Origin of the sequence: Methyloversatilis sp. XJ19-13, from assembly GCF_024580155.1 — a bacterium.
Lineage (GTDB): Bacteria > Pseudomonadota > Gammaproteobacteria > Burkholderiales > Rhodocyclaceae > Methyloversatilis.
In genome coordinates, this window is sequence record NZ_JANINH010000006.1 from 274,822 (window position 1) to 295,447 (window position 20,626).

Genomic DNA, 20,626 nt, shown 5'->3' on the forward strand with positions numbered 1-20,626 from the left:
GGGTCAGTGCGCACGTCTTGTGTCATCGCGATCTTCCCGTTCGAAGCAGCCGGCCAGCACCGACGGTACGTCGGACCGACCGAGCCCGAGATCGCGCAATTCAAGATCGTTCATGGCGCGCAGTTCGGCTTTGGCCCGGGCGCGCCTGCGCACTTCGTACAGCCGCTGCCCCAGCCTACCCAGCCAGCCGCGCGCGGACATGGCGCAACTCCTGGGTTTCGCCGGAATACCCCCAGCTGTCGGCTGCGATGTCGGTCACGACGATGTAGCTCGCCGGATGCAGCGGACCGAGCAACTCGTCGAGCGACTGCCAGACTGCATATATATAAGCGGACTTTTCCGTCCGGGTGTTGGTGCCGGCGGTCACCCGCACGTCCAGGTGGAAGGCTGTCAGTGATCCGCCGACGCCTTCCGCGCCGACCGACCAGTGTTCGACATGCGACAACGCCAGTGCCGTCAGCTCGCGCTTCTTGCCCAGGATTTCTGCCGTCAGGTCGGTCACCGCGCGGGTCACCGCAAGGCGCGTGTCGGCGTCGAGCGGGCGGGACAGCTGCAGCGTAATCATCGGCATGACGGTTCTCCAGAGGCATATGTCGTGTTTCCCGACGCCATCATCCCTGCTCGACGCTTATCGATACAGATACACCGGGGTCAGTTTGAACCGGTACAGTTTCAGCTCAACCGAAGCTGTACCCATGCATCGCCCCGGCAACTGTATCGATCAGCACTGCGTGACGGGCAGTACAGTGGGGCAGGTTTAACGGGAGCCGCGCATGAATCGCTACGAAGCACTCGCCGACCGGCTGCGCGCCGACATCCGGGCCGGCGTCTATCCGCCCGGGCAGCGCCTGCCGTCGGTGCGGCGCATCGCGCAGCAGCAGCAGTTGAGCATCGCGACCTGCATTTCGGCGTATCGCAGGCTGGAGGCACAGGGCTGGCTGGAGGCACGGCCACAGTCGGGCTTCTTTGCGCGCACGCCCGAGGCGCTGCCGCCGCGCGCCCACCAGACCTGCGACGACGAAGCGCCGGGCGAGGTCACGATGTCGGAGCGCGTCGCGCAGCTGATGCGCGCCTCGCACCGCGACGACCTGCTGGTGTTCAGCACCGCCATTCCGCATGCCGACTTCCTGCCGGTGAAGGACGTACGCGCCAGTCTCGCGCGCGCCCTGCGTCATGACGATGCAGGCAGCGCGCGCTACGGCGAATTCGTCGGCGAAGAGGCCTTGCGTGTGCAGATCGCGCGGCGCGCGGTGGAATCGGGCTGTCAGATCCACCCGGACGACATCGTCATCACCACCGGCTGCCAGGAAGCGCTGACGCTCGCACTGCGTGCGACCACACAGCCGGGCGACATCGTGGCCATCGAATCGCCAGCCTTCTTCGGCACGCTGCAACTGATCGAATCGCTCGGCCTGAAGGCGCTCGAAATCCCGACCGACCCCCAGACCGGCATCAGCCCGGACGCGCTTGAACTGGCGCTTGAACGCTGGCGGGTCAAGGCCTGCCTGGCGTGCACCAGCTTCAGCAATCCGAGTGGCGCATCGATGCCGGATGCGCACAAGCGGCGCCTCGTGCAGATGCTGTCGGCGCGTGGCATCGCGCTGATCGAGGACGACATCTATGGCGAACTGGCGCACGACGGCGAACGGCCGCGCGTCGCGAAGGCCTGGGACCGTCACGGTCTGGTGCTGCTGTGTTCATCGTTCTCGAAAACCATCGCGCCCGGGCTGCGCATCGGCTGGATCGTCGCCGGCCGCTGGCGACGCGAGGTCGAACAGCTGAAGTACGGCAGCACGATGGCCACCGCCCTGCTGCCGCAACGCGCACTGGCCGACTATCTCGCGACCGGCCGCTGGGAGCGCCACCTGGCACGCGTGCGGCGCCAGTACGCGGAACAGATGGCGCGCATGCAGACCGCCATCGCTCGCCACTTCCCGGCGGGCACCCGCTGCACGCGACCGGCCGGCGGCTTCATCCTGTGGCTGGAACTGCCGGAACACGTCGATGCGCTGCAGCTTCAGTCGCAGGCGCTGGCGGCCGGCATCAGCATTTCGCCCGGGCCGATGTTCTCGCCGCAGAGCAAGTACCGCAACTGCGTGCGCCTCATGTGCGCCGTGCACTGGGACGCACGCGTCGACGCCGCGCTGGCGACGCTTGGCCGTCTCGCCGCGGACTGATTCCTTCGCGGCGCGCAATGCGCCATTCGGACCACCTTTATGATTCTCGGTTACCACAAGGCTTCATTCTGAGGTCACGATTCATTCACGGGTCTCACGCATCGTAGTGTGCGATTGCCGGACGCCGACAGGTCCCGCGTAGCCATGGCACGTCTGCATCTGCAGCGCGTATCACGATCACCCATGGAGATCCTGCATGAACGACAACTCATCCAAGACGCCGGTCAATACGACCCGCCGAAACATCCTTAAAGGTTCGGCCTCGCTGGCCGCTGCACCCTTCGTCACCACCTTCGGCATGATGGCTGCACGCAACGCCGAAGCTCAGACCTGTACCCGCCTCGCAACGATGGTTGCCAGCCCCTACGGCATCGTGGCCCCGGTTGCCGACCAGACCACCGGCCTGCCGCTGTTGATGCTGCCGCCGGGCTTCAGCTACAAGTCCATGGGCTGGCGCGACGACGTGATGACCGACGGCAGGCTGAGCCCGAACGCCCATGACGGCATGGCCGTCGTGCGCAGTCGCCGCGTCGGCCGCAGCACCGAACTGACCCTGATCCGCAACCACGAACTCGGTACTTCGTCGGCGCCGCGTCTGGTCAATGCACCGACCTACGACAAGGACGGCACCGGCAACAAGCCGGCCGGCGGCACCACCACCCTCATCGTTCGCGATGGCAACCTTGTCGAAATCCGCCCCAGCCTCGGCGGCACCATGACCAACTGTGCCGGTGGCGTAACCCCGTGGGAAACCTGGCTCACCTGCGAAGAGAACACCACCGACCGCACCAGCGTCGGCGGCAAGAAGCACGGATATGTGTTCGAAGTGTGCGCGGATCCGGACGACACCACCGCCCGGCCGATCGTCGACATGGGACGCTTCCGCCATGAAGCGGTCGCTGTCGATCCGACCACCAATCACGCCTACGAAACCGAGGACGCGAGCCCGGTCTCCGCACTCTACCGCTTCGTACCCGACAACGATGCAGGCGGCGAAAACACCTACGCCGACGGCGGCAAGCTGTACGCCGCCCGCATCAAGCAGATCGTCCGCTCAAGCTACGCCATGGTCGAGGAAGTGAACCAGACCGGCTTCACCTCGCCCTGCGTCGGCGATGAGTACGTGCTGGAATGGGTCGAAATCGCCGATCCGGATGCTGCACCGACCTCGGTCAACGTGCTGGGCCAGAACCGCAACGTCAGCGGCCCGTTCGCCCAGGCCTGGGCGGCTGGCTGCGCACGCATGCTGCGCGGCGAAGGCATCTGGTATCACGCCGGCAAGATCTACATCGTCGATACCTCGGCCGGTGGCGAAGGTTGCGTATGGGAACTGACGCTGGCCACGCAGCACGTCAAGGCCATCTACGTGAGCTCGAACCAGCGGGCCGGCAACAATCTGGACAACATCACTGTCAGCCCGCGCGGCGGTCTGCTGTGCTGCGAGGACGGCGGCACCAGCTCGGATGAACTGGGCAACGGCCTGCGCCTGTTCGGACTGGGCAACGACGGTCAGCCGTACATGTTCGCAAAGAGCAATGTGAGCTTTACGGCCGCGCAGTACGCCGCGGCCGGCAAGACCCTGCTCGGCGGGACGGGCAACCAGCTGGGTTCGGAATTCGCGGGCGCCTGCTTCGATCCGACCGGCCGCATCCTGTTCGTCAACAACTACACCCCGGGTATCACGTTCGCCATCACCGGTCCGTGGGCCAAGGGCAATCTGTAACTCATCTTCGTAGCCAGCCATCGCAGGCGGCGCATCGCAGCCTGCATACCGAAAGGACTCACCACCATGAAGAAACTGCTCGCCTCGTACGCCCTGCTTGCCCTCGCTGCCATCCCGGCACAGGCCGCCACCTTCCAGAACGCCGTAACCACCGGCGGAACCGTCGTCACCGACTTCAGCGGCGCCGGCCTCATTTCATTCGACATCGACTTCGCCAACCTCGCGCCGGTCACGCTGAACTATGAAGTCGACGCCGACGACAACGGCTCTCCAATCACCTTCAGCAGCGTCATCCGCAACTTCACCGGCACCGGTATCGACACCCTGGTGTTCACGCTGAGCATGTCGAACTTCGCCAGCGTCGGCAGCGTCACCACCTTCAACGCCAACGCCATCGTCAGCCTGAATGGCGAAGGCAATGTCGCGTCGATCAGCTTCCCGGGTTCGGAATACCTCGACGTCTTCGTCGGCAACCCGACCGGCGAGCCGGGCCGCATCGACTGGACGATCAATTCCAATGCGCTGCGTTCGGGCGATCTGCTGAGCATCACCGCCGCGGTTCCGGAACCGGAAACCTACGCGATGCTGCTGGCCGGTCTCGGCCTGATCGGCGCCGCCGCTCGTCGCCGCAAGGCCTGATTACCCATAGTTGCATGACCATGCGCCTTCCCGCGCACTAACCAACGGAGAACCTCATGAAATCCACTCTGATCGCACTGGCCCTTTCGGCTGCCTTCGCATCGCCTGCCTTTGCGGCGGGCACGACACTCACCTTCCAGCAGGGCATCGGCGGCTACAGCGGCACGCAGGACACGGTGATCCGCAGCGCAGCGCCGAGCGCCAACTACGGCAGCGAATCGGACATCAGCGTCGATGGTGACGATGGCAGCCCCGGCCTGCAGCCCAACCACGGCCTGATCCGCTTCGACGGCCTGTTCGGCAACGGTATCAGCCAGATCGGCAGTGGCTTCACGGTCGTATCGGCTACATTGACGCTCAATGTATTCAACCCGGGCAGCGGTTTCACCGTGCACGACATGCTGACCGACTGGGCCCAGGGCAGCGCGACCTGGAACAGTTTCGGCGGTGGTGTGCAGGCCGACGGCGTGGAAGCTTCCGTCGCGTCGCTGTTCAGCATCGGTGCCAACAATGGCGCCGAGAACGTCGCCAACGGCGTGTTGGTGATCGATGTCACCGCAACGCTGCAGGGCATGGCTGCAGGCAATCTGCCAGGTTATGGCTGGGCTCTGCTGCCGTTCACGAGCGGCACCAACGGCATCGATTTCGATACGTCGGAGTACAGCGTCACCAGCCTCCGCCCGCTGCTGTCGGTCGAGATCGCGCCGGTTCCGGAACCCGAAACCTATGCGATGCTGCTTGCCGGTCTCGGCCTGATCGGCTTCGCCGCCCGCCGTCGCGGCTGAGCACGTCATTAGATAGAAGGGGCTGCCGGCATACTGCCGGCAGCCCCTTTTTCATCTGGCGAGCAATCCGACCTCGCGCAAAAAGTTGTCCACCCGCGCGGTGTAGGCACCAGGCAGTCCGAGTTCTTCATTGATGGCACCGTGCGACTTTGCCAGCGGCAGTTCTTCGATGCGACCACCGGTTTCGCGCACGCGCTGCGCGAAAGCCTTCACCTGATCACAGGCCTGCTTGCGCTGGCTCGAACAGACTGCCAGCCAGGGCGCGCCGGGTGCAGAAAGCTGACGCACCGGCGAGGCTGCGGCCCAAAACGCCGGGTCCTTGCCGAAGGCTTCGTCGAACAGGCTGTGATGGCGCTCGCCCATCAGGCGTTCGACATCGAGCGCGCCGCTGTCCAGCAGCACGCTGCCAAGCCAGGGCCTGCTGACACGCGCATCGCGCGGAGCCGCCGCGACCAGCGCCACCAGATGGGCGCCGGCCGAATGACCCATCAGCACGACGCGCGACGCGTCACCGCCCCACTCGTGCGCGCGCGCTTGCACGGCTGCCAGCGCAGCGACCACGTCATCGCGCTGCGTCAGCACATCGGCATCGGGCAGCATGCGGTAGTTGATCGACACGACAATCACGCCTGTCGGCAGCCAGTGCGCCAGCTTGTTGTCGATCACGCGGCCGTGCGCCTTGTCGCCGCGGCGCCAGCCCCCGCCGTGCACAAGAAACAGGATCGGCGCCTCATGGGCATCGGCAGGGCTGTATATATCCATGCGCTGGTCGGCGTGATCGCCGTAGGCCACATTGCGTTGCACCTTCGTTCCGGCCGGCAACGTCGCCGGCGTTCCGGACGTCGCACGCCGCTGTTCCGCACGCTCGGCCAGCCGCTCGCGCAGCACACCGGCTTCGCTGTCGAACGCAATGAACAAGGCACCGAGCGCCAGAATCAATGCTCCGATCAGTTTCATGCCGCACTCCCACGCTGGATGTCGATGCCGGGTAAACGCCGGCCGGCAGCCGGACTTACGCCAGGCATCAGCGCAGCGCGTAGTCGGCCACGATGCCGGCGAACACGGCCGCACCCAGCCAGTTGTTGTGCAGGAAGGCGCGGAAGCAGCGTGCGCGGTCGCGCTCGCGGATCAGCGTGTAGTGGTAGGTGGCGATGCCGGCTGCGACCAGCAGGCCGACGTAAAACGGCAGACCGAGGTTTTCCAGTTGTCCGTAGAGGGCCAGCAGTGACAACGTGGTGCCATAACAGATCATCACGGCAGCGACGTCGAAGCGGCCGAAGGTAATGGCCGAGGTGCGGATACCGATCTTCAGGTCGTCATCGCGGTCGACCATGGCGTACTCGGTGTCGTAGGCGATGGCCCAGAACACATTGGCGGCAAGCAGCAGCCAGGCTTCGTTCGGCACGGTGTACAGCTGCGCCGCATAGGCCATCGGGATGCCGAAACCGAACGCCACTCCCAGCCAGGCTTGCGGAATGGCGAAGAAACGCTTGGTGAAGGGATAGCTCGCGGCGAGGAACAGCGCCGCGAACGACAGCAGGATGACCAGCCGGTGCAGCGGCAGGATGAGGATGAAGGCAAACAGCGCAAGTCCGGCCGCCAGCAGCAGCGCCTCGCGGGTACCGACCTCGCCGGTCACCAGGGGCCGCTTGCGCGTGCGCTCGACATGACCGTCGAAGTTGCGGTCGGCGAAGTCGTTGATGACGCAGCCGGCGCTGCGCATCAGCACGGTGCCCAGCATGAATATCCAGACGATGAAGGGCGACGGCTTGCCGCCGCCGCTGACCCACAGCGCCCACAATGTGGGCCAGGCGAGCAGCAGGATGCCGATCGGCTTGTCGAGCCGCATCAGGCGTTCCCAGGCATTGAGCCGTGCCAGCAGATTCATGGCGCAAGCTCCGCGATTGCCGGCAGGAACACCTCGGTCACCAGCAGCGGCCGGCCGGCCCGCAGGAACAACGAACGGCGCGCCCACAGCGGTGCATCGGTCACGATGCCGGCCGCGCGAACACGCCGGTACAGCGGGTGACGGTCATCGAGCCGGCGCACCGACAGCGGCGAACGCGCGATGCGCGCGTCGGCGAACAGCAGTTCTCCCAGGGGCCGCACGCCGACACCGGCGAACATGTGCCAGGCACCGGTCACGTCATGCAGACGCACCACGCTGTGCGCGAACACCACCGGCACGCCGTCGGCGTACAGCAGCACGTCGCGCACGCGCACCCGGCGCGCCGGTGCCACGCCGAGCAGCGGCGCTTCGTCGCGCTCGCCACGCGCGGCGCACTGGCGCAGCGGCCGCACCGAAAAGACGCGGCAGCGCGCGCGGATGCGCGACGTGAGCGAGTGCGGATCGGTGAGCCAGCCGCGCAGGGCGGACGGCATGAACAACGCCGGCGCGTGCCATGCAGCGCCAGCTTGATGAAGGGACATGGAACGGACGCAAAACTTGACCTGCGCGCATGATAGCCGCGCGCAGGTCAGACTGCGCATCAGGCCGCCTTGAGCGGCCCGTGGTCGTCGCAATGCGTACCGTGCGGATGATGCAGGTGGCCATCGACCAGATAGTCGACATGATCGCCATGCGGCACGGCATCGTGCCCGCAGCCCGGTCCATGCACATGATCGGCCGCGTGGGCGGCGCACTGATGCTGCGGTGTGCAGGCCGCCGGGTTGGTCGCACTGACCGCCACGACGTGTTCGTCGACGTGGTCGCCATGCACGTGGTGCAGGTGACCGTCGTGCAGGTAATCGACGTGGCCGTCGTGGCTGACCGCACGATGACCGCAGTTCGGGCCATGCTGGTGATCGTGGTGCGCGTGTTCGGTGCAACTCGTCATTCCCGTTCTCCTCTGGCAGACGTCACAGCCTTGAGTCTATCCCGGACGCGCATTCGTTCCAGCGATGCGGATCACGGATGCGGGCCGCGATTCGATATCAGGGATCCGTGCTGTCGCGCTCGGGCGCTTTCAGCGGGGCGCGGTCGTCGTCCATCATCATGCGGTGAGCCGGCCCTTCGAGATCGTCGAACTGACCGCTGCGTGCCGACCAGACGAATACGATGCCGATGCCGAGCGCGATCAGCACCGACAGCGGCACCAGCAGCCACAGGATGTCCATCAGCCAGCGCCCTTCATCTGTTGCCACGGCGTTGCAGACGCAATGCGTTGAGCACCACGGCGAGCGAACTGAGCGACATGCCGACGCCGGCCATCCAGGGCGTGATCCAGCCGAACATCGCCGGCGGAATGGCCAGCATGTTGTAGGCAAAGGCCCAGCGCAGGTTCTGCCGCACCACCGACAGCGTGGCCTGCGCGGTATCGAAGCCGCGGGTCAGCGCCGCGAAACCGGCCGACAGCAGCACCATGTCGCCCTGCGCCCGCGCCAGTTCGGTGCCGCTGCCCATGGCGACCGACACCTGGGCCTGCGCCAGCACCGGCGCATCGTTCACGCCATCGCCCAGCATGGCGACCACGGCGCCGTTGGCCTGCAGCCTCTCGATGAAGGCGCGCTTCGCTTCCGGACTCATGTGCGCGTGCGCATCGGCAATGCCCAGATCCTTCGCCAGGGCGGCCACCGGCGCCGGTGCATCACCCGACAGCAGCGTGACCGCGATGGTGCGTTCGCGCAGCCTTGCCAGCAGTTCGGGCGCGCCGCTGCGCACCGTGTCGATCAGGTCGAAGCGGGCGATCAGGCCGTCGTTGTCGCCCAGCCAGACGGGTGTCGCCGTGCCATCGGGCACGTCGGGCAGCGCGCAGCCCGACGCCGCGCAGACAAAATCGGCGCGACCCAGGCGCAGCGTACGGCCCTGATGCAGGGCCTGCACGCCCTGCCCGGTCACGGCTTCGAGCGCACTCACCGGCGGCAGCGGTGCAGCGCCCGCGGCCTGCCGGAGCGCGCGCGCGATCGGGTGGGTGGAATGCTGTTCCAGCGCAGCGGCCAGCGCGTGCGCTTCGGCTGCTCCAACCTCGCCGAACGGCACGACCGCCTGCACATGCATGTCTCCGGTGGTCAGCGTACCGGTCTTGTCGAACACCACATGCGTGACGCGCGCCAGCGTTTCGATGGCGTGCGCACGGGTGACCAGCAGGCCGCTCTTCGACAGCACGCCGGTCGCCACGGTGAGTGCAGCCGGTGTGGCCAGCGACAGCGCGCACGGGCAGCTCACGACCAGTACCGACACGAAGACCCACAGCGCGCGCGCCGGCTCGATCCACAGCCAGACCGCCGCCGTGACACAGGCCAGCACGATCAGCACCGACACGAAATGCAGCGCGATGCGGTCGGCGAACTGCACCACGTCGGGCCGACTCGCCGAGGCGCGACCGATCAGCCGGCGGATGGCCGCCAGCCGCGTCGCCTCCCCCACCTGTTCGACCTCGAGCACCACCGGCGACGCGATGTTCAGGCTGCCGCCGACCACGCGGTCGCCGACGCCGCGCGCCTGCGGTTTCGATTCGCCCGTGAGCAGGCTCTCGTCAACCTCGCTGCGCCCGTCGACCAGCCGGCCGTCGGCCGGAATGACTTCACCGGCCGCGACGACGACATGGTCGCCGACGACCAGTCGAACCACCGGTACCGCCTCGGTCGCCGTGCCGGGCCAGGCGGTGAAGCGCTGCGCCAGTGCCGGCATGACCTGCGCCAGATTCTCGACGCCGCGCACCGCAAGCTGGCGCGCCACCAGTTCCAGATAGCGGCCCGCCAGCAGCAGGAAGACGAACATCGTGACCGAGTCGAAATACACCTCGCCGGAGCGCGTGACCGTCGCCCACAGGCTGGCGGCGAACGCGCAGCCGACGCCGAGCGCGACCGGCAGGTCCATGCCGACCCGGCGCGCCACGAGATCGCGCCAGGCGCGCGAAAAGAAAGGCGCGGCCGAGTAGAACACCACCGGCGCGGTCAGCACGAGGCTGGCCCAGCGCATCAGTGCGGCGATGCTGTCAGACAGCTCCAGCTCGCCGGCGACGTAGGCGGGCCACGCATACATCATGACCTGCATCATGCCCAGACCTGCGACTGCGAGCCGCCACAGCGCGTCGCGCCGCTCGTTGCGCGCGACAGACTCGGCGTGCGCCCGGTCGTTCGGCCAGGCCTGGTAGCCGATGTCGGCGACCGACTGCAGGATGGCGGACAGACCCGTGATCGCCGGGTCCCACACGACGCGGGCGCGGCGCGTGGCGTAATTGATGTCCAGCGTCAGCACGCCCGGCAGCCGCCCGACGTGCTGCTCGTTGAGCCACACACAGGCGGCACAGCGGATGCCTTCGATGATCAGGAGCGCCTCGCGTGCGTCGGCACACTGTGCGTGCGCCACGCTGCGCACGAAATCCGCCTGCACTTCCGGCAGGTCATAGACCGACAGGTCACGCCCTCCGCCCGCCTCGGGCGCGACTTCGGGCAGCGCATCGCGATGGCGGTAGAACTGTTCCAGCCCGCCGCTGCTGATCGCTTCCGCGACGGCAGCGCAGCCGGCACAGCACATCGGGCGCTCCTGACCGTCGATGCGCACGCGGTAGCGCGGTGCGCCATCGACCGGCAGCCCGCAGTGATAGCAGGGCAGCGCTGCAGGTTCGGCAGACAGCAACTGGGCAACGGATTCGGGGGCGTTCATGCGCACCATTCTAGAAGACCGGCTCCGGACGGGGCATGACGTGCATCAAGCAGCTTTCGGGGCTGCCAGCAAAGCTCGCCGAAGCCCTCGCTCCGCTCCCTCAGGCCGCATTTCCGACATCGCGCTTCTGCCGCCAAAGCCCGCACCGCGGCAGGCGCAGCGGTTACAGCATGGCCATGCGCGACTTGGACAGCGGCGGATTCTTTGCGAGGTAGCGCTTGATGCCGCGCAGGATAGCTTCGGCCAGCTTGTCCTGGTAGACGTCATCGGTCAGCCGCTTTTCTTCTTCCGGGTTGGAAATGAAGGCGGTTTCGACGAGGATGGACGGCACATCCGGCGCCTTCAACACAGCGAAGCCGGCCTGTTCGACATGCGGCTTGTGCAGCGTGTTGACGCCGCCCAGTTCGCCCAGCACGGCACGACCGAGCTTCATCGAATCGTTCATCGTCGCGGTCTGCGACAGATCAAGCAGGGTGCGCGCGAGATACTTGTCCTTCACGTCGAGATTGACGCCGCCGATCAGGTCAGCCGAGTTCTCGCGTTGCGCCAGCCAGCGCGCCGCCGAACTGGTCGCACCGCTGCCGGACAGCACGAACACCGAACTGCCACGTGCATCCGGTCGCACGAAGGCATCGGCGTGGATGGACACGAACAGATCGGCACGCACGCGCCGTGCTTTGGCCACCCGCGTACCCAGCGGTACGAAATAGTCGCCATCACGCGTCAGAACGGCGCGCATCGTGGGATCGGCATCGATCTTGGCACGCAGCCGCTGCGCGACTTCGAGCGTCACATTCTTTTCGTAGCTGCCGCGCCGCCCGATCGCACCCGGATCTTCGCCGCCGTGGCCGGGGTCGAGCACGATGGTGACCAGACGGCTCACGTCACCCACGTCTTCGGTCGGTGACGTCTTCGGATTAGCCTTGCTGTCTGCTTTCGCACTCTGCGCAGTCGGGTCCTTCGCGGGCGCCGACTGCGCAGGTGCGTCCGGCTGGTCCGGCGTTGCCTCGCCCTCATAGACGATGTCACCCTGACGCGCGAGCTGCATCAGAGGGTCGACCGGATGCTGTGGATAGACGTCCATCACCAGCCGGTGGCCGTACTGCCCGACCGGCGCCAGGGTGAACACCTGCGGCTGAACTTCGGTCTTCAGTTCGATCACCAGCCGGATCACGCCCGGCTTGTTGCGACCGGCGCGGATCACCTTGATATAGGGGTCGGCGTCGGAAATCTTGCCCGGCAGCGTGCCCAGCACATTGTTCAGTTCAAGCCCTTCGAGATCAATGACCAGACGTTCCGGGTCCTTGACCAGAAAGTGCGAGAACTTCAGCTCCGCGCGGGATTCCAGCGTGATGCGGGTGTATTCGAGGGCCGGCCAGACCCGCACCGCCACCAGCGAAGACAACGCGGCCTGTCCGGCAGGGCTGACCGACAGCAGCAGTGCCGCGCCGGAAAAGCCGAGGAAATTGCGTCGACTGAGACCGTCGGCTAGCTTCGGTCGTGTCGAACGAGGTGTTCTAGACATGCGCGTCCCGCTTCGCTGCAGGCGGACACCTGCGCGCGACGCGCATCGCCGGCAACGGCGAGCGCGATGCGCAGATCGGGGGACGGCAGATGGCCGCCGGCCTTGTCCGGCCACTCGACCAGACAGACGCCGCCAGCCGGGCCGGTTTGCCCGAAATATTCGTCCAGACCTGCCTCAATGAATTCATCAGAGTCCGCGAAGCGATAAAAATCAAAGTGATACAGCGGGAAGTTTAAGCTAGAAATAGCATAAGATTCAAGCAATGTGAAGGTCGGGCTTTTCACCTTGCCGTTATGGCCCAGCGCGCGCAGCACGCCACGCACCAGCGTGGTCTTGCCGGCGCCCAGGTCACCTTCGAGAAAGAGCGTCAGGCCAGGACGCAGGGTCTCGGCCAGACAGGCGCCGAGCGCCTCGGTCGCTTCGGTATCGGCAAGATCGATGCTGAAAAAGTCGGTCATGGACGGGTTGATGCACGCAAAATCGGGGTTTCGCCATTATCAGCCGCCGGCCGCCTTGCCCGGAATCCATCGCCACTGAAGCACGATGCGGCGCCAGCACCGTTTCAAACTCGATCCATGCCCGCACGACCGACCTCCCCCATCTCCCTGCCCGGTTCGCCCGAAGCGCTGGCCGCGCAGATCCGCGGCTGGGCGCGTGAACTGGGCTTTGCGTCGGTCGGCTTTGCCGGTGTCGATCTGGGCGACGCGGAAACCCGCTTGATGGAATGGCTTGCCGCAGGTCGCCACGGCGACATGCACTATATGGAACGGCACGGAACGGCACGCGCACGGCCGGCCGAGCTGGTGCCGGGCACGCTGTCGGTCATCAGCGTGCGCCTGCCGTACTGGCCCGACCCGCAGCAGGCCGCCGACGCACAGGCCGTACTCGAAGACCCCGACGCCGCCTATGTGTCTCGCTACGCGCTCGGCCGCGACTACCACAAGGTTCTGCGCGCCCGACTGCAGGCACTGGCAGATCGCATCGAAGCGCTGGTAGGTCCGTTCGGCTATCGCGCCTTCACGGATTCGGCACCGGTCATGGAAGTCGAAATCGCGCGCCGCGCTGCGCTGGGGTGGCGGGGCAAACACACTTTGCTGATCCATCGCGACGCCGGGTCGCTGTTCTTCCTCGGCGAGCTGTATACCAATCTTCCGCTACCGGCGGACAGCGCGCAGCCCGATCACTGCGGCACCTGCACGCGTTGCATCGACATCTGCCCGACCGGCGCCATCGTCGCGCCCTATCAGCTGGACGCACGACTGTGCGTGTCCTATCTGACCATCGAATTCGACGGCTCGATTCCCGAGCCGCTGCGACCGGCGATCGGCAATCGCATCTATGGCTGCGACGATTGCCAGCTCGTCTGCCCCTGGAACCGCCACGCCCAGCTCGCCGTGGAACCCGATTTCGCGGTGCGCAACGGGCTCGACCGGGCGTCGCTGACCGAACTGTTCGCCTGGGGCGAAGATGAATTCGACGCGAAGCTTGCCGGCAGCGCGATACGTCGCATCGGCCATGCACGCTGGCTGCGCAACATCGCCGTCGCGCTCGGCAACGCACCGGCGTCCGCCGCAAATATCGCCACACTCAACGCGCGCGCCGACCACCCTTCGGCCATGGTGCGCGAACACGTCGCCTGGGCGCTCGCCCGACAACATTCACCGGATCCCCAGCATGACTGAGCCCATGAAAACCGAACGATTCGATGAGCTCGAAGCGCGCATCGCGATGATGGACGACCTGCTCGATACGCTGAACCGCACCGTGTTCGACCAGCAGCGCCAGATCGAATCGCTGCAGCAGCAGCTGCGCCATCTTTACCAGCAGATGCAGTCGTCGCAACAGACCGACGCCGACCGCAGCGCCGACGCCCCCGACCCGAGACAGGACATCCCGCCGCACTGGTGACACCTGGGCGGCCGGAGCACTTTTTCCCGGAACGCCGCGCTGCACTGGAAGATTCCTTGGGGAAACGCGTAGTGCGGGAGCTGCCGCAGCGCGGGTGTCAGCGATCCTGCGCTTCGAGTGCGCCGGCGCACGACGCCAGCCGCCAGTGCCCGATCGCCCACGCGAGCAGGGCGTCGCGACCGGCAACGATGACTTCCGCAGGCGGCGCGTGATTGAGGAAGCACAGTGCTTGCGCCAGATCCGGAACGGCGTTGGCGGCTTCGAGCGGTCGGGCAAGCGTCTGCTTCGACAGCTTTTCACCGTGCGCATCCAGCACCAGCGGCACATGCGCGTAGCGTGGCCGCATCAGCCGGAGCGCCTGCTGCAGCAGGATCTGGCGCGGCGTGGAACCCAGCAGGTCGGCGCCGCGCACCACATCGGTCACACCCTGCTCGGCGTCATCAACGACCACCGCCAGCTGATAGGCGCAGAAACCGTCGGCGCGCCACAACACGAAGTCGCCGACATCCGCCGCGACGTCGATGGACTGCACACCGCCGATGGCATCGTCGAATGTGACCACACCGGGCGGCACACGGAAGCGCCAGGCGCGCGGCGAGATGCCGATCCGGTCGCGACAGGTGCCCGGGTAGCGGCGCGTGCCGTCGAGCGACAGTGGCTGGCGTTCCAGATCGCGCCGGGTGCAGGCGCAGGCAAACGCCAGGTCAGCTGCGATCAGGCGATCGAGCGCTGCGCGGTAAAGGCGTGTGCGCAGGCTTTGCCACAACAACTCGCCATCCCAATGCAGGCCGAGTGCGTCGAGTTGATGCAGGATGGTATCGGCAGCGCCCTTGCTGCAACGGGGTTCATCGACATCCTCGATGCGCAGCAGCCACTGGCCGCCGTGTGCGCGGGCGTCCAGCCAGCTGGCGAGCGCCGCGACCAGCGAACCCTTGTGCAATGGCCCGGTCGGACTGGGTGCGAAGCGGCCGACGTACGGCAGCGCCCGCCCCACGTGCAGCGCAACCGGGGTGCGACTATCGGCTACCATGCGCCGTCACCCGCAAACGCCCCACCACGACAGCCCAAGGATAACCATGGCCACCCTCGACCTCACCGCCGACACGTTCAACACGACGATAGAAAACAATCCGTTCGTCCTCATCGATTTCTGGGCCTCGTGGTGCAGCCCTTGCCGCAATTTTGCCCCGGTGTTCGAAGCCGCGTCGGAAAAGCACCCGGACATCGTGTTCGCCAAGATCAATACCGAAGAGGAACAGGGCATCGCCGCTGAGTTCGGCATCCGCTCGATTCCCACACTGCTGCTGTTCCGCGACCAGATCATCCTGTACTCGGAAGCCGGCGCCCTGCCTGCGATGCAGCTCGAACAGCTGATCGAACAGGCGCGTGCGCTGGACATGGACGCGGTCCGCGCCGAAATGGCGGAGACGGCGGCGAAGGAAGCGAAGGGCTGAAATCCGGTCCGTCCACGCCGGCAGTCTTTCGCGGGCACAAGCGGGTCGGCTCGCGTCCGTATTGTCGATGCATCGGACCGGGCGTCATCGGGCGATGTTCAGCTGCCCGGGATCAAGCATCAGGAAGCGGGCACACTGGCCGGCAGCGTGGTCGCCATCGTCACTGACGATGATGATTTTCGGGCGGCTGTCGATGATGGCAGGGCAGATGCCCTCGGCACGTTCGAAGCCTGGCAGGCCGGCGACGTCGACGCGGTGTGCGGGCTCGCCGGAAATGCCGCTCCAGAACCAGAGACGGAAATGCGCTGTTCCGCCTGCCACCGGACCACTGCTGAGCAGGTAGCCACCCAGTGACGGAATGCGCGACAGGCTGCGCAGGCCGTCGCCGTCGAGATCGAGGGTGATCAGCGACGCCGCGATGCGCGGAGGCGCCCCGGCGTCGAACATCGCTGCAGCGTTTTCCAGGCTTGCGATCAACGCCCTCCCGTTCAGCAGCGGGCTACGGAAACCGATCAGCAGGGTCTGTCCATCCAGGCTGAATTCCAGTGCTTCGATGTTCAGGCCGCCTTCGCGCTTGACATCGAGTTTTGCGGCCGCAGCCGCGAGCACCGGATGGGCCGCCAGCAGCGCCGGCTTCAATCCCTTGACGACCTTGGGCGCGACCACCTGGCCCGCCTCGATCCGGAAGCGGACCAGCTTGTCGCGCGACTTCTTTTCATCCCCATCGCCGTCGCGCGAGTGCGACGTGACGGCATGGATGTTTCCCGCGTTGTCGAGCGCGATGCCTTCGAGATCATCCAGTTTCCAGAAATCGTCGCTGGAATCGAGCCAAGCTTCGAGCCAGCCCGGTCGCAGCGGTGAGCTGTCGACACCTCCGTCTAGCGCGATACTCACCAGACTGAACGGTCGCTGTCTTTCATCTTCGAGCACCAGAAAGCGTCCGTCGGCCAGCTGCTGGATGGCGGACGGCTCGTGAATGCCGGTGAGCGGCAGAAATGCGGGCGCATCGTGTGCAGTCATGATCTCGCAGCCTTTCGGGTGTCACTGGACGCGCGCGCCGAAGCTTCACCGGCACGATAGTCCACCGGTGCCCATTTCGGGTCAGGTGAGCGCGACGCAAGGGAATACGACAAAAAAACCCCTGTATCCGCAGGAATACAGGGGTTCGCGCGTCGGGTACTGCGACGCGGTGACGGGACCGTCAGACGTTGAACAGGAAATTGAGTACGTCACCGTCCTTCACCACGTATTCCTTGCCTTCCGCGCGCATCTTGCCGGCTTCCTTGGCGCCGTGTTCGCCCTTGAAGGCGATGAAGTCGTCAAAGGCAATGGTCTGGGCGCGGATGAAGCCGCGTTCGAAGTCGGTGTGGATGACACCCGCAGCCTGCGGTGCGGTGTCGCCCTTGTGGATGGTCCAGGCGCGCACTTCCTTGACGCCGGCGGTGAAGTAGGTCTGCAGTCCGAGCAGGTCGTAGCCGGCGCGGATCAGCCGGTTCAGGCCCGGTTCATCCAGGCCGAGATCGCTGAGGAAGGCCATCTTGTCGGCATCGTCCAGATCGGCCAGTTCGGCTTCGATCTTGGCGCACAGCGCGACGACCGGCGCGCCCTCCTTCGCGGCGTGCTCGCGCAGGCGGTCGAGGTAGGGGTTGTTCTGGAAGCCACCTTCGTCGACGTTGCCGACGTACATCGCCGGCTTGAGCGTCATCAGGCACAGCGGCTTGAGCAGCAGCTTTTCATCGTCGCTCAGCGCCAGCGTGCGCGCGGGCTTGCCGTCGTTCAGGTGCGGCAGCATCTTTTCCAGCACGGCGCACAGCTTCTGCGCGTCCTTGTCTCCGGCGCGCGCCTTCTTCGTGTCGCGGTTGAGCGTGCGCTCGACCACGGCGAGGTCGGACAGGCCAAGTTCGGTCACGATGGTTTCGATGTCGGCAATCGGATCGACGCGACCATTCACGTGCACGACGTTTTCATCGTCGAAACAGCGCACGACATTCACGATGGCATCGGTTTCACGGATGTTGGCGAGGAACTGGTTGCCCAGGCCTTCACCCTTGCTCGCGCCGGCGACCAGACCTGCAATGTCCACGAACTCGACGATGGCGGGCTGGATCTTCTGCGGCTTGACGATTTCCGACAGCGCCGCGAGCCGCGGATCCGGCACCTCGACGATGCCGACATTGGGCTCGATCGTGCAGAACGGGTAGTTCTCCGCTGCAATGCCGGCCTTGGTCAGCGCATTGAACAGGGTGGATTTGCCGACATTGGGCAGACCGACGATGCCGCATTTGAGGCTCATGAGGGGTTTCCTTGTTTGGGCGGCTTTGCATTGAGCAGGGTGGAAACGCGCGTCCAGTCACCGGCCGCGATCAGCGGCCAGGCGTCGAGCGCGCGCCCGATGGCGGCATCGATGTCGCGCTGTTCGTCGGCACGCGGCCGGTGCAGCACATAGTCGGCGACTTCCGCGCCCGGCGCCAGCTGGCGCGGGTGACCGATGCCGATGCGCAGGCGCCAGTAATCGTGGGTGGCCAGATGGGCGCTGATGTCCTTCAAGCCATTGTGCCCGCCGAGACCGCCGCCGAATTTCAGGCGCAGCTCACCCGGCAATACGTCAAGTTCATCCTGTACAACCAGAATCTCGGCCGGTTCGATGCGGTAGAAGCGCGCAAGCGCGCCGACCGACTGTCCGGACCGGTTCATGAAGGTCTGCGGCAACAACAGCGTGATGCCGTCGGCACGCGAACTGCCGACCAGGCCGTTGAAGCGCGCTTCGCGATTGAACGTGATGCCGAGCTTGCGTGCCAGCTGCTCACAAAACCAAAACCCGGCGTTGTGCCGGGTTTCGGAATACTCCGGACCGGGATTGCCCAGTCCGACGATCAGCCGGGGCACGGCTTTGGCACCGTTCCCGGACATCGCGTGCGATTACTTCTCGGCTTCGCCGTCGGTGGCGGCGGCTTCGTCGGACTTGGCACCGCGCGGCAGCGTCAGCGTTGCAACGACCGGGTCAGTGCCGTGGACGATGATTTCGACGCCAGCCGGCAGCGGAATCTGCGACACGTGGACCGACTGACCGACCGACAGGCCGGACAAGTCGATTTCGAGGTATTCCGGCAGCGCGCTGGGCAGGCACTTGATGTCGATTTCGTTCATCACATGCGATACGACACCACCCTGCATCTTCACGCCCGGTGCGTTCTCGGCGTTGACGAAGTGCAGCGGCACCTTGGTGTGCAGTTCGTGCGTCAGGTCGACACGCTGGAAATCCACGTGCATGACCTGCTGGCGGTAGGCATGCATCTGCGTGTCACGCAGCAGCACCGATTCCTTCTTGCCGCCGACATTGATGGTCAGCACCGACGCGTGGAACGCTTCCTTGCGCAGGGCATGGAAGATTTCGTTGTGGTCGAGCGTGATCGGCAGCGCCGGTTGCGTACCACCGTAGATGATGGCCGGCACCTGCGATGCGCGACGCAGGCGGCGGCTCGCTCCGGTGCCCTGTGCTTCGCGCGTATTCGCGTTGAGTTCGATAGACATGATGACTCCAGGTAGATGAAGCCGCCCGCGACCAGGCGGCTGGGGTGTCCCGCTTCAGAGAACGATGTTCATTCCATGAAAAGGGACGAAACGGATTCTTCGTTGCTGATGCGCAACAGGGTTTCGGCCAGCAGTTCGGCAATCGACACCACGCGGATCTTGCTGGAGGCCTGCGCGGCCGGCGACAGCGGGATGGTGTCGGTGACGACCAGCTGGTCGAGGTCGGACTGTTCGATGCGGCTCACCGCCTCACCGGACAACACCGCGTGGGTGCAGTAGGCCAGCACACCGGCTGCGCCATTTTCCTTCAGTGCCTGCGCCGCCTTGCACAGCGTGCCGGCGGTATCGACCATGTCATCCATGATGACGCAGGTGCGACCGGACACGTCGCCGATGATGTTCATCACTTCCGACACGTTCGCCTTCGGACGGCGCTTGTCGATGATGGCGAGGTCGCATTCGAGACGCTTGGCAAAGGCGCGCGCCCGCACCACACCGCCAACGTCCGGCGACACCGCCATCATGTTCGGGTATTCCTTCTTCCAGATGTCGCCCAGCAGGATCGGCGTGGCGTAGATGTTGTCCACCGGGATGTCGAAGAAGCCCTGGATCTGGTCAGCGTGCAGGTCGACCGTCAACAGACGTTGCACCCCCACGGCCTGAAGCATGTTGGCGACCACCTTGGCGGTGATCGGCACACGCGCACTGCGCGGCCGACGGTCCTGCCGGGCGTAGCCGAAATAGGGCATCGCGGCCGTGATGCGACCGGCCGAAGCACGCTTCAGGGCGTCGACCAGGATCACCAGTTCCATCAGGTTGTCGTTGGTCGGCGCGCCTGTCGGCTGCAGCACGAACACGTCCTTGCCGCGGACGTTTTCGAGAATCTCGACATTCACTTCGCCATCGGAGAAACGTCCGACCTGGGCGCGTCCGAGCGACATGTTCAGCCGCTTGGCCACATCCGCCGCCAGTTTCGGGTTGGCGTTGCCGGTAAAGATCATCAGGCTGTCGTAAGCCATGCTGCCTCGCGATACGTGGTGAAAGCTCAACTTTAGACCGGACCGGCCGGCACTGCCCGCATCGGCAAGACCGCCGATGCTCCGGGAACATCCAGCGGGCTCGCCAATGCCCTGAAAACAACTCGGGCAGACCCGCATGCGCTGCGAGTCTGCCCGATGCGATCTGGCTGAGGAGGAAGGATTCGAACCTTCGCATGCCGGAATCAAAATCCGGTGCCTTAACCAACTTGGCGACTCCCCAAAACTACTGCAACGCC

The 20,626-nt window shown here is 65.7% G+C and carries 23 protein-coding genes and 1 tRNA gene; 7 read left to right on the forward strand and 17 right to left on the reverse strand.

What is annotated here, in order from left to right; all coding sequences use genetic code 11:
* Window positions 1-3: 3 nt before the first annotated feature.
* Entirely contained in the window at window positions 4-201 is a 198-nt protein-coding gene (locus NMQ14_RS10645) for a DUF1127 domain-containing protein (RefSeq protein WP_257095910.1), read from the reverse strand.
* Window positions 176-571 (reverse strand): hypothetical protein, encoded by a 396-nt coding sequence (locus tag NMQ14_RS10650; RefSeq protein ID WP_257095912.1) that lies wholly within the window; start codon window positions 569-571, stop codon window positions 176-178. Before NMQ14_RS10650 ends, NMQ14_RS10645 begins: the two co-directional genes overlap by 26 nt.
* A 202-nt stretch (window positions 572-773) precedes the next feature.
* On the opposite strand from NMQ14_RS10650, the gene NMQ14_RS10655 reads away from it, so the two are divergent.
* From NMQ14_RS10655 to NMQ14_RS10670, 4 genes are all read left to right on the forward strand, one after another.
* Window positions 774-2,177, forward strand: a complete 1,404-nt coding sequence (locus tag NMQ14_RS10655; RefSeq protein ID WP_257095913.1) for a PLP-dependent aminotransferase family protein — start codon at window positions 774-776, stop codon at window positions 2,175-2,177.
* Window positions 2,178-2,373: 196 nt separating this feature from the next.
* The gene (locus tag NMQ14_RS10660; protein ID WP_257095914.1) at window positions 2,374-3,900 is read left to right on the forward strand and encodes a PhoX family phosphatase; all 1,527 of its coding nucleotides are present in this window, start codon (window positions 2,374-2,376) and stop codon (window positions 3,898-3,900) included.
* A 66-nt stretch (window positions 3,901-3,966) separates the two neighbouring features.
* A complete protein-coding gene (locus NMQ14_RS10665) occupies window positions 3,967-4,539 on the forward strand; it encodes a PEPxxWA-CTERM sorting domain-containing protein (RefSeq protein WP_257095915.1) in 573 nt (190 codons plus the stop codon).
* A gap of 56 nt (window positions 4,540-4,595) precedes the next feature.
* A complete protein-coding gene (locus NMQ14_RS10670) occupies window positions 4,596-5,324 on the forward strand; it encodes a DNRLRE domain-containing protein (protein WP_257095916.1) in 729 nt (242 codons plus the stop codon).
* A 51-nt stretch (window positions 5,325-5,375) separates the two neighbouring features.
* On the opposite strand, the gene NMQ14_RS10675 is transcribed toward NMQ14_RS10670, so the two are convergent.
* The 8 genes from NMQ14_RS10675 to tsaE form a co-directional block, all read right to left on the reverse strand.
* On the reverse strand, window positions 5,376-6,281 hold the full coding sequence (locus tag NMQ14_RS10675) for an alpha/beta hydrolase (RefSeq protein WP_257095917.1): 906 nt from the start codon (window positions 6,279-6,281) through the stop codon (window positions 5,376-5,378).
* A 67-nt stretch (window positions 6,282-6,348) separates the two neighbouring features.
* Window positions 6,349-7,212 carry a 4-hydroxybenzoate octaprenyltransferase gene (gene ubiA, locus NMQ14_RS10680; RefSeq protein WP_257095918.1) on the reverse strand — a complete coding sequence of 288 codons (864 nt, stop codon included), beginning with the start codon at window positions 7,210-7,212 and terminating at the stop codon, window positions 6,349-6,351.
* On the reverse strand, window positions 7,209-7,706 hold the full coding sequence (locus NMQ14_RS10685; RefSeq protein WP_257095919.1) for a chorismate lyase: 498 nt from the start codon (window positions 7,704-7,706) through the stop codon (window positions 7,209-7,211). The genes ubiA and NMQ14_RS10685 overlap by 4 nt, the downstream gene beginning before the upstream one ends.
* Before the next feature lie 107 nt (window positions 7,707-7,813).
* A complete protein-coding gene (locus tag NMQ14_RS10690) occupies window positions 7,814-8,161 on the reverse strand; it encodes a hypothetical protein (protein ID WP_069039604.1) in 348 nt (115 codons plus the stop codon).
* Between the two features lie 97 nt (window positions 8,162-8,258).
* Window positions 8,259-8,441 carry a cbb3-type cytochrome oxidase assembly protein CcoS gene (gene ccoS / locus NMQ14_RS10695; protein WP_257096012.1) on the reverse strand — a complete coding sequence of 61 codons (183 nt, stop codon included), beginning with the start codon at window positions 8,439-8,441 and terminating at the stop codon, window positions 8,259-8,261.
* 13 nt (window positions 8,442-8,454) lie between these two features.
* Entirely contained in the window at window positions 8,455-10,932 is a 2,478-nt protein-coding gene (locus NMQ14_RS10700; RefSeq protein WP_257095921.1) for a heavy metal translocating P-type ATPase, read from the reverse strand.
* Between the two features lie 163 nt (window positions 10,933-11,095).
* Window positions 11,096-12,457, reverse strand: coding sequence for an N-acetylmuramoyl-L-alanine amidase (locus NMQ14_RS10705; RefSeq protein WP_257095923.1), 1,362 nt, complete (start codon window positions 12,455-12,457; stop codon window positions 11,096-11,098).
* Window positions 12,421-12,915, reverse strand: coding sequence for a tRNA (adenosine(37)-N6)-threonylcarbamoyltransferase complex ATPase subunit type 1 TsaE (gene tsaE / locus NMQ14_RS10710; protein WP_257095925.1), 495 nt, complete (start codon window positions 12,913-12,915; stop codon window positions 12,421-12,423). The genes NMQ14_RS10705 and tsaE overlap by 37 nt, the downstream gene beginning before the upstream one ends.
* Before the next feature lie 117 nt (window positions 12,916-13,032).
* Between tsaE and queG the strand changes: the two genes are divergently transcribed.
* Window positions 13,033-14,139: a tRNA epoxyqueuosine(34) reductase QueG gene (gene queG, locus NMQ14_RS10715; protein ID WP_257095927.1), complete on the forward strand. Its 1,107-nt coding sequence runs from the start codon at window positions 13,033-13,035 to the stop codon at window positions 14,137-14,139.
* A gap of 4 nt (window positions 14,140-14,143) precedes the next feature.
* Window positions 14,144-14,365: a SlyX family protein gene (locus NMQ14_RS10720; protein WP_257095929.1), complete on the forward strand. Its 222-nt coding sequence runs from the start codon at window positions 14,144-14,146 to the stop codon at window positions 14,363-14,365.
* A 97-nt stretch (window positions 14,366-14,462) separates the two neighbouring features.
* Here NMQ14_RS10720 and gluQRS read toward each other — a convergent pair whose 3' ends face one another.
* Window positions 14,463-15,395 (reverse strand): tRNA glutamyl-Q(34) synthetase GluQRS, encoded by a 933-nt coding sequence (gene gluQRS, locus NMQ14_RS10725; protein WP_257095930.1) that lies wholly within the window; start codon window positions 15,393-15,395, stop codon window positions 14,463-14,465.
* A gap of 46 nt (window positions 15,396-15,441) precedes the next feature.
* On the opposite strand from gluQRS, the gene trxA reads away from it, so the two are divergent.
* Window positions 15,442-15,819, forward strand: coding sequence for a thioredoxin (gene trxA / locus NMQ14_RS10730; RefSeq protein WP_257095931.1), 378 nt, complete (start codon window positions 15,442-15,444; stop codon window positions 15,817-15,819).
* Window positions 15,820-15,903: 84 nt separating this feature from the next.
* Here the strand turns inward: trxA and NMQ14_RS10735 are convergent, their stop codons facing one another.
* The 6 genes from NMQ14_RS10735 to NMQ14_RS10760 form a co-directional block, all read right to left on the reverse strand.
* On the reverse strand, window positions 15,904-16,839 hold the full coding sequence (locus NMQ14_RS10735) for a hypothetical protein (RefSeq protein ID WP_257095932.1): 936 nt from the start codon (window positions 16,837-16,839) through the stop codon (window positions 15,904-15,906).
* Window positions 16,840-17,020: 181 nt separating this feature from the next.
* Entirely contained in the window at window positions 17,021-18,112 is a 1,092-nt protein-coding gene (gene ychF / locus NMQ14_RS10740; RefSeq protein WP_257095933.1) for a redox-regulated ATPase YchF, read from the reverse strand.
* Window positions 18,109-18,729 (reverse strand): aminoacyl-tRNA hydrolase, encoded by a 621-nt coding sequence (gene pth, locus NMQ14_RS10745; RefSeq protein ID WP_257095934.1) that lies wholly within the window; start codon window positions 18,727-18,729, stop codon window positions 18,109-18,111. The genes ychF and pth overlap by 4 nt, the downstream gene beginning before the upstream one ends.
* Window positions 18,730-18,738: 9 nt before the next feature.
* On the reverse strand, window positions 18,739-19,350 hold the full coding sequence (locus NMQ14_RS10750) for a 50S ribosomal protein L25/general stress protein Ctc (protein ID WP_257095936.1): 612 nt from the start codon (window positions 19,348-19,350) through the stop codon (window positions 18,739-18,741).
* 68 nt (window positions 19,351-19,418) lie between these two features.
* Complete coding sequence (locus NMQ14_RS10755; protein WP_257095938.1) at window positions 19,419-20,369, reverse strand: ribose-phosphate pyrophosphokinase; 951 nt, start codon at window positions 20,367-20,369, stop codon at window positions 19,419-19,421.
* A gap of 164 nt (window positions 20,370-20,533) precedes the next feature.
* Window positions 20,534-20,610 (reverse strand) — tRNA-Gln (locus tag NMQ14_RS10760).
* Between the last annotated feature and the right edge of the window lie 16 nt (window positions 20,611-20,626).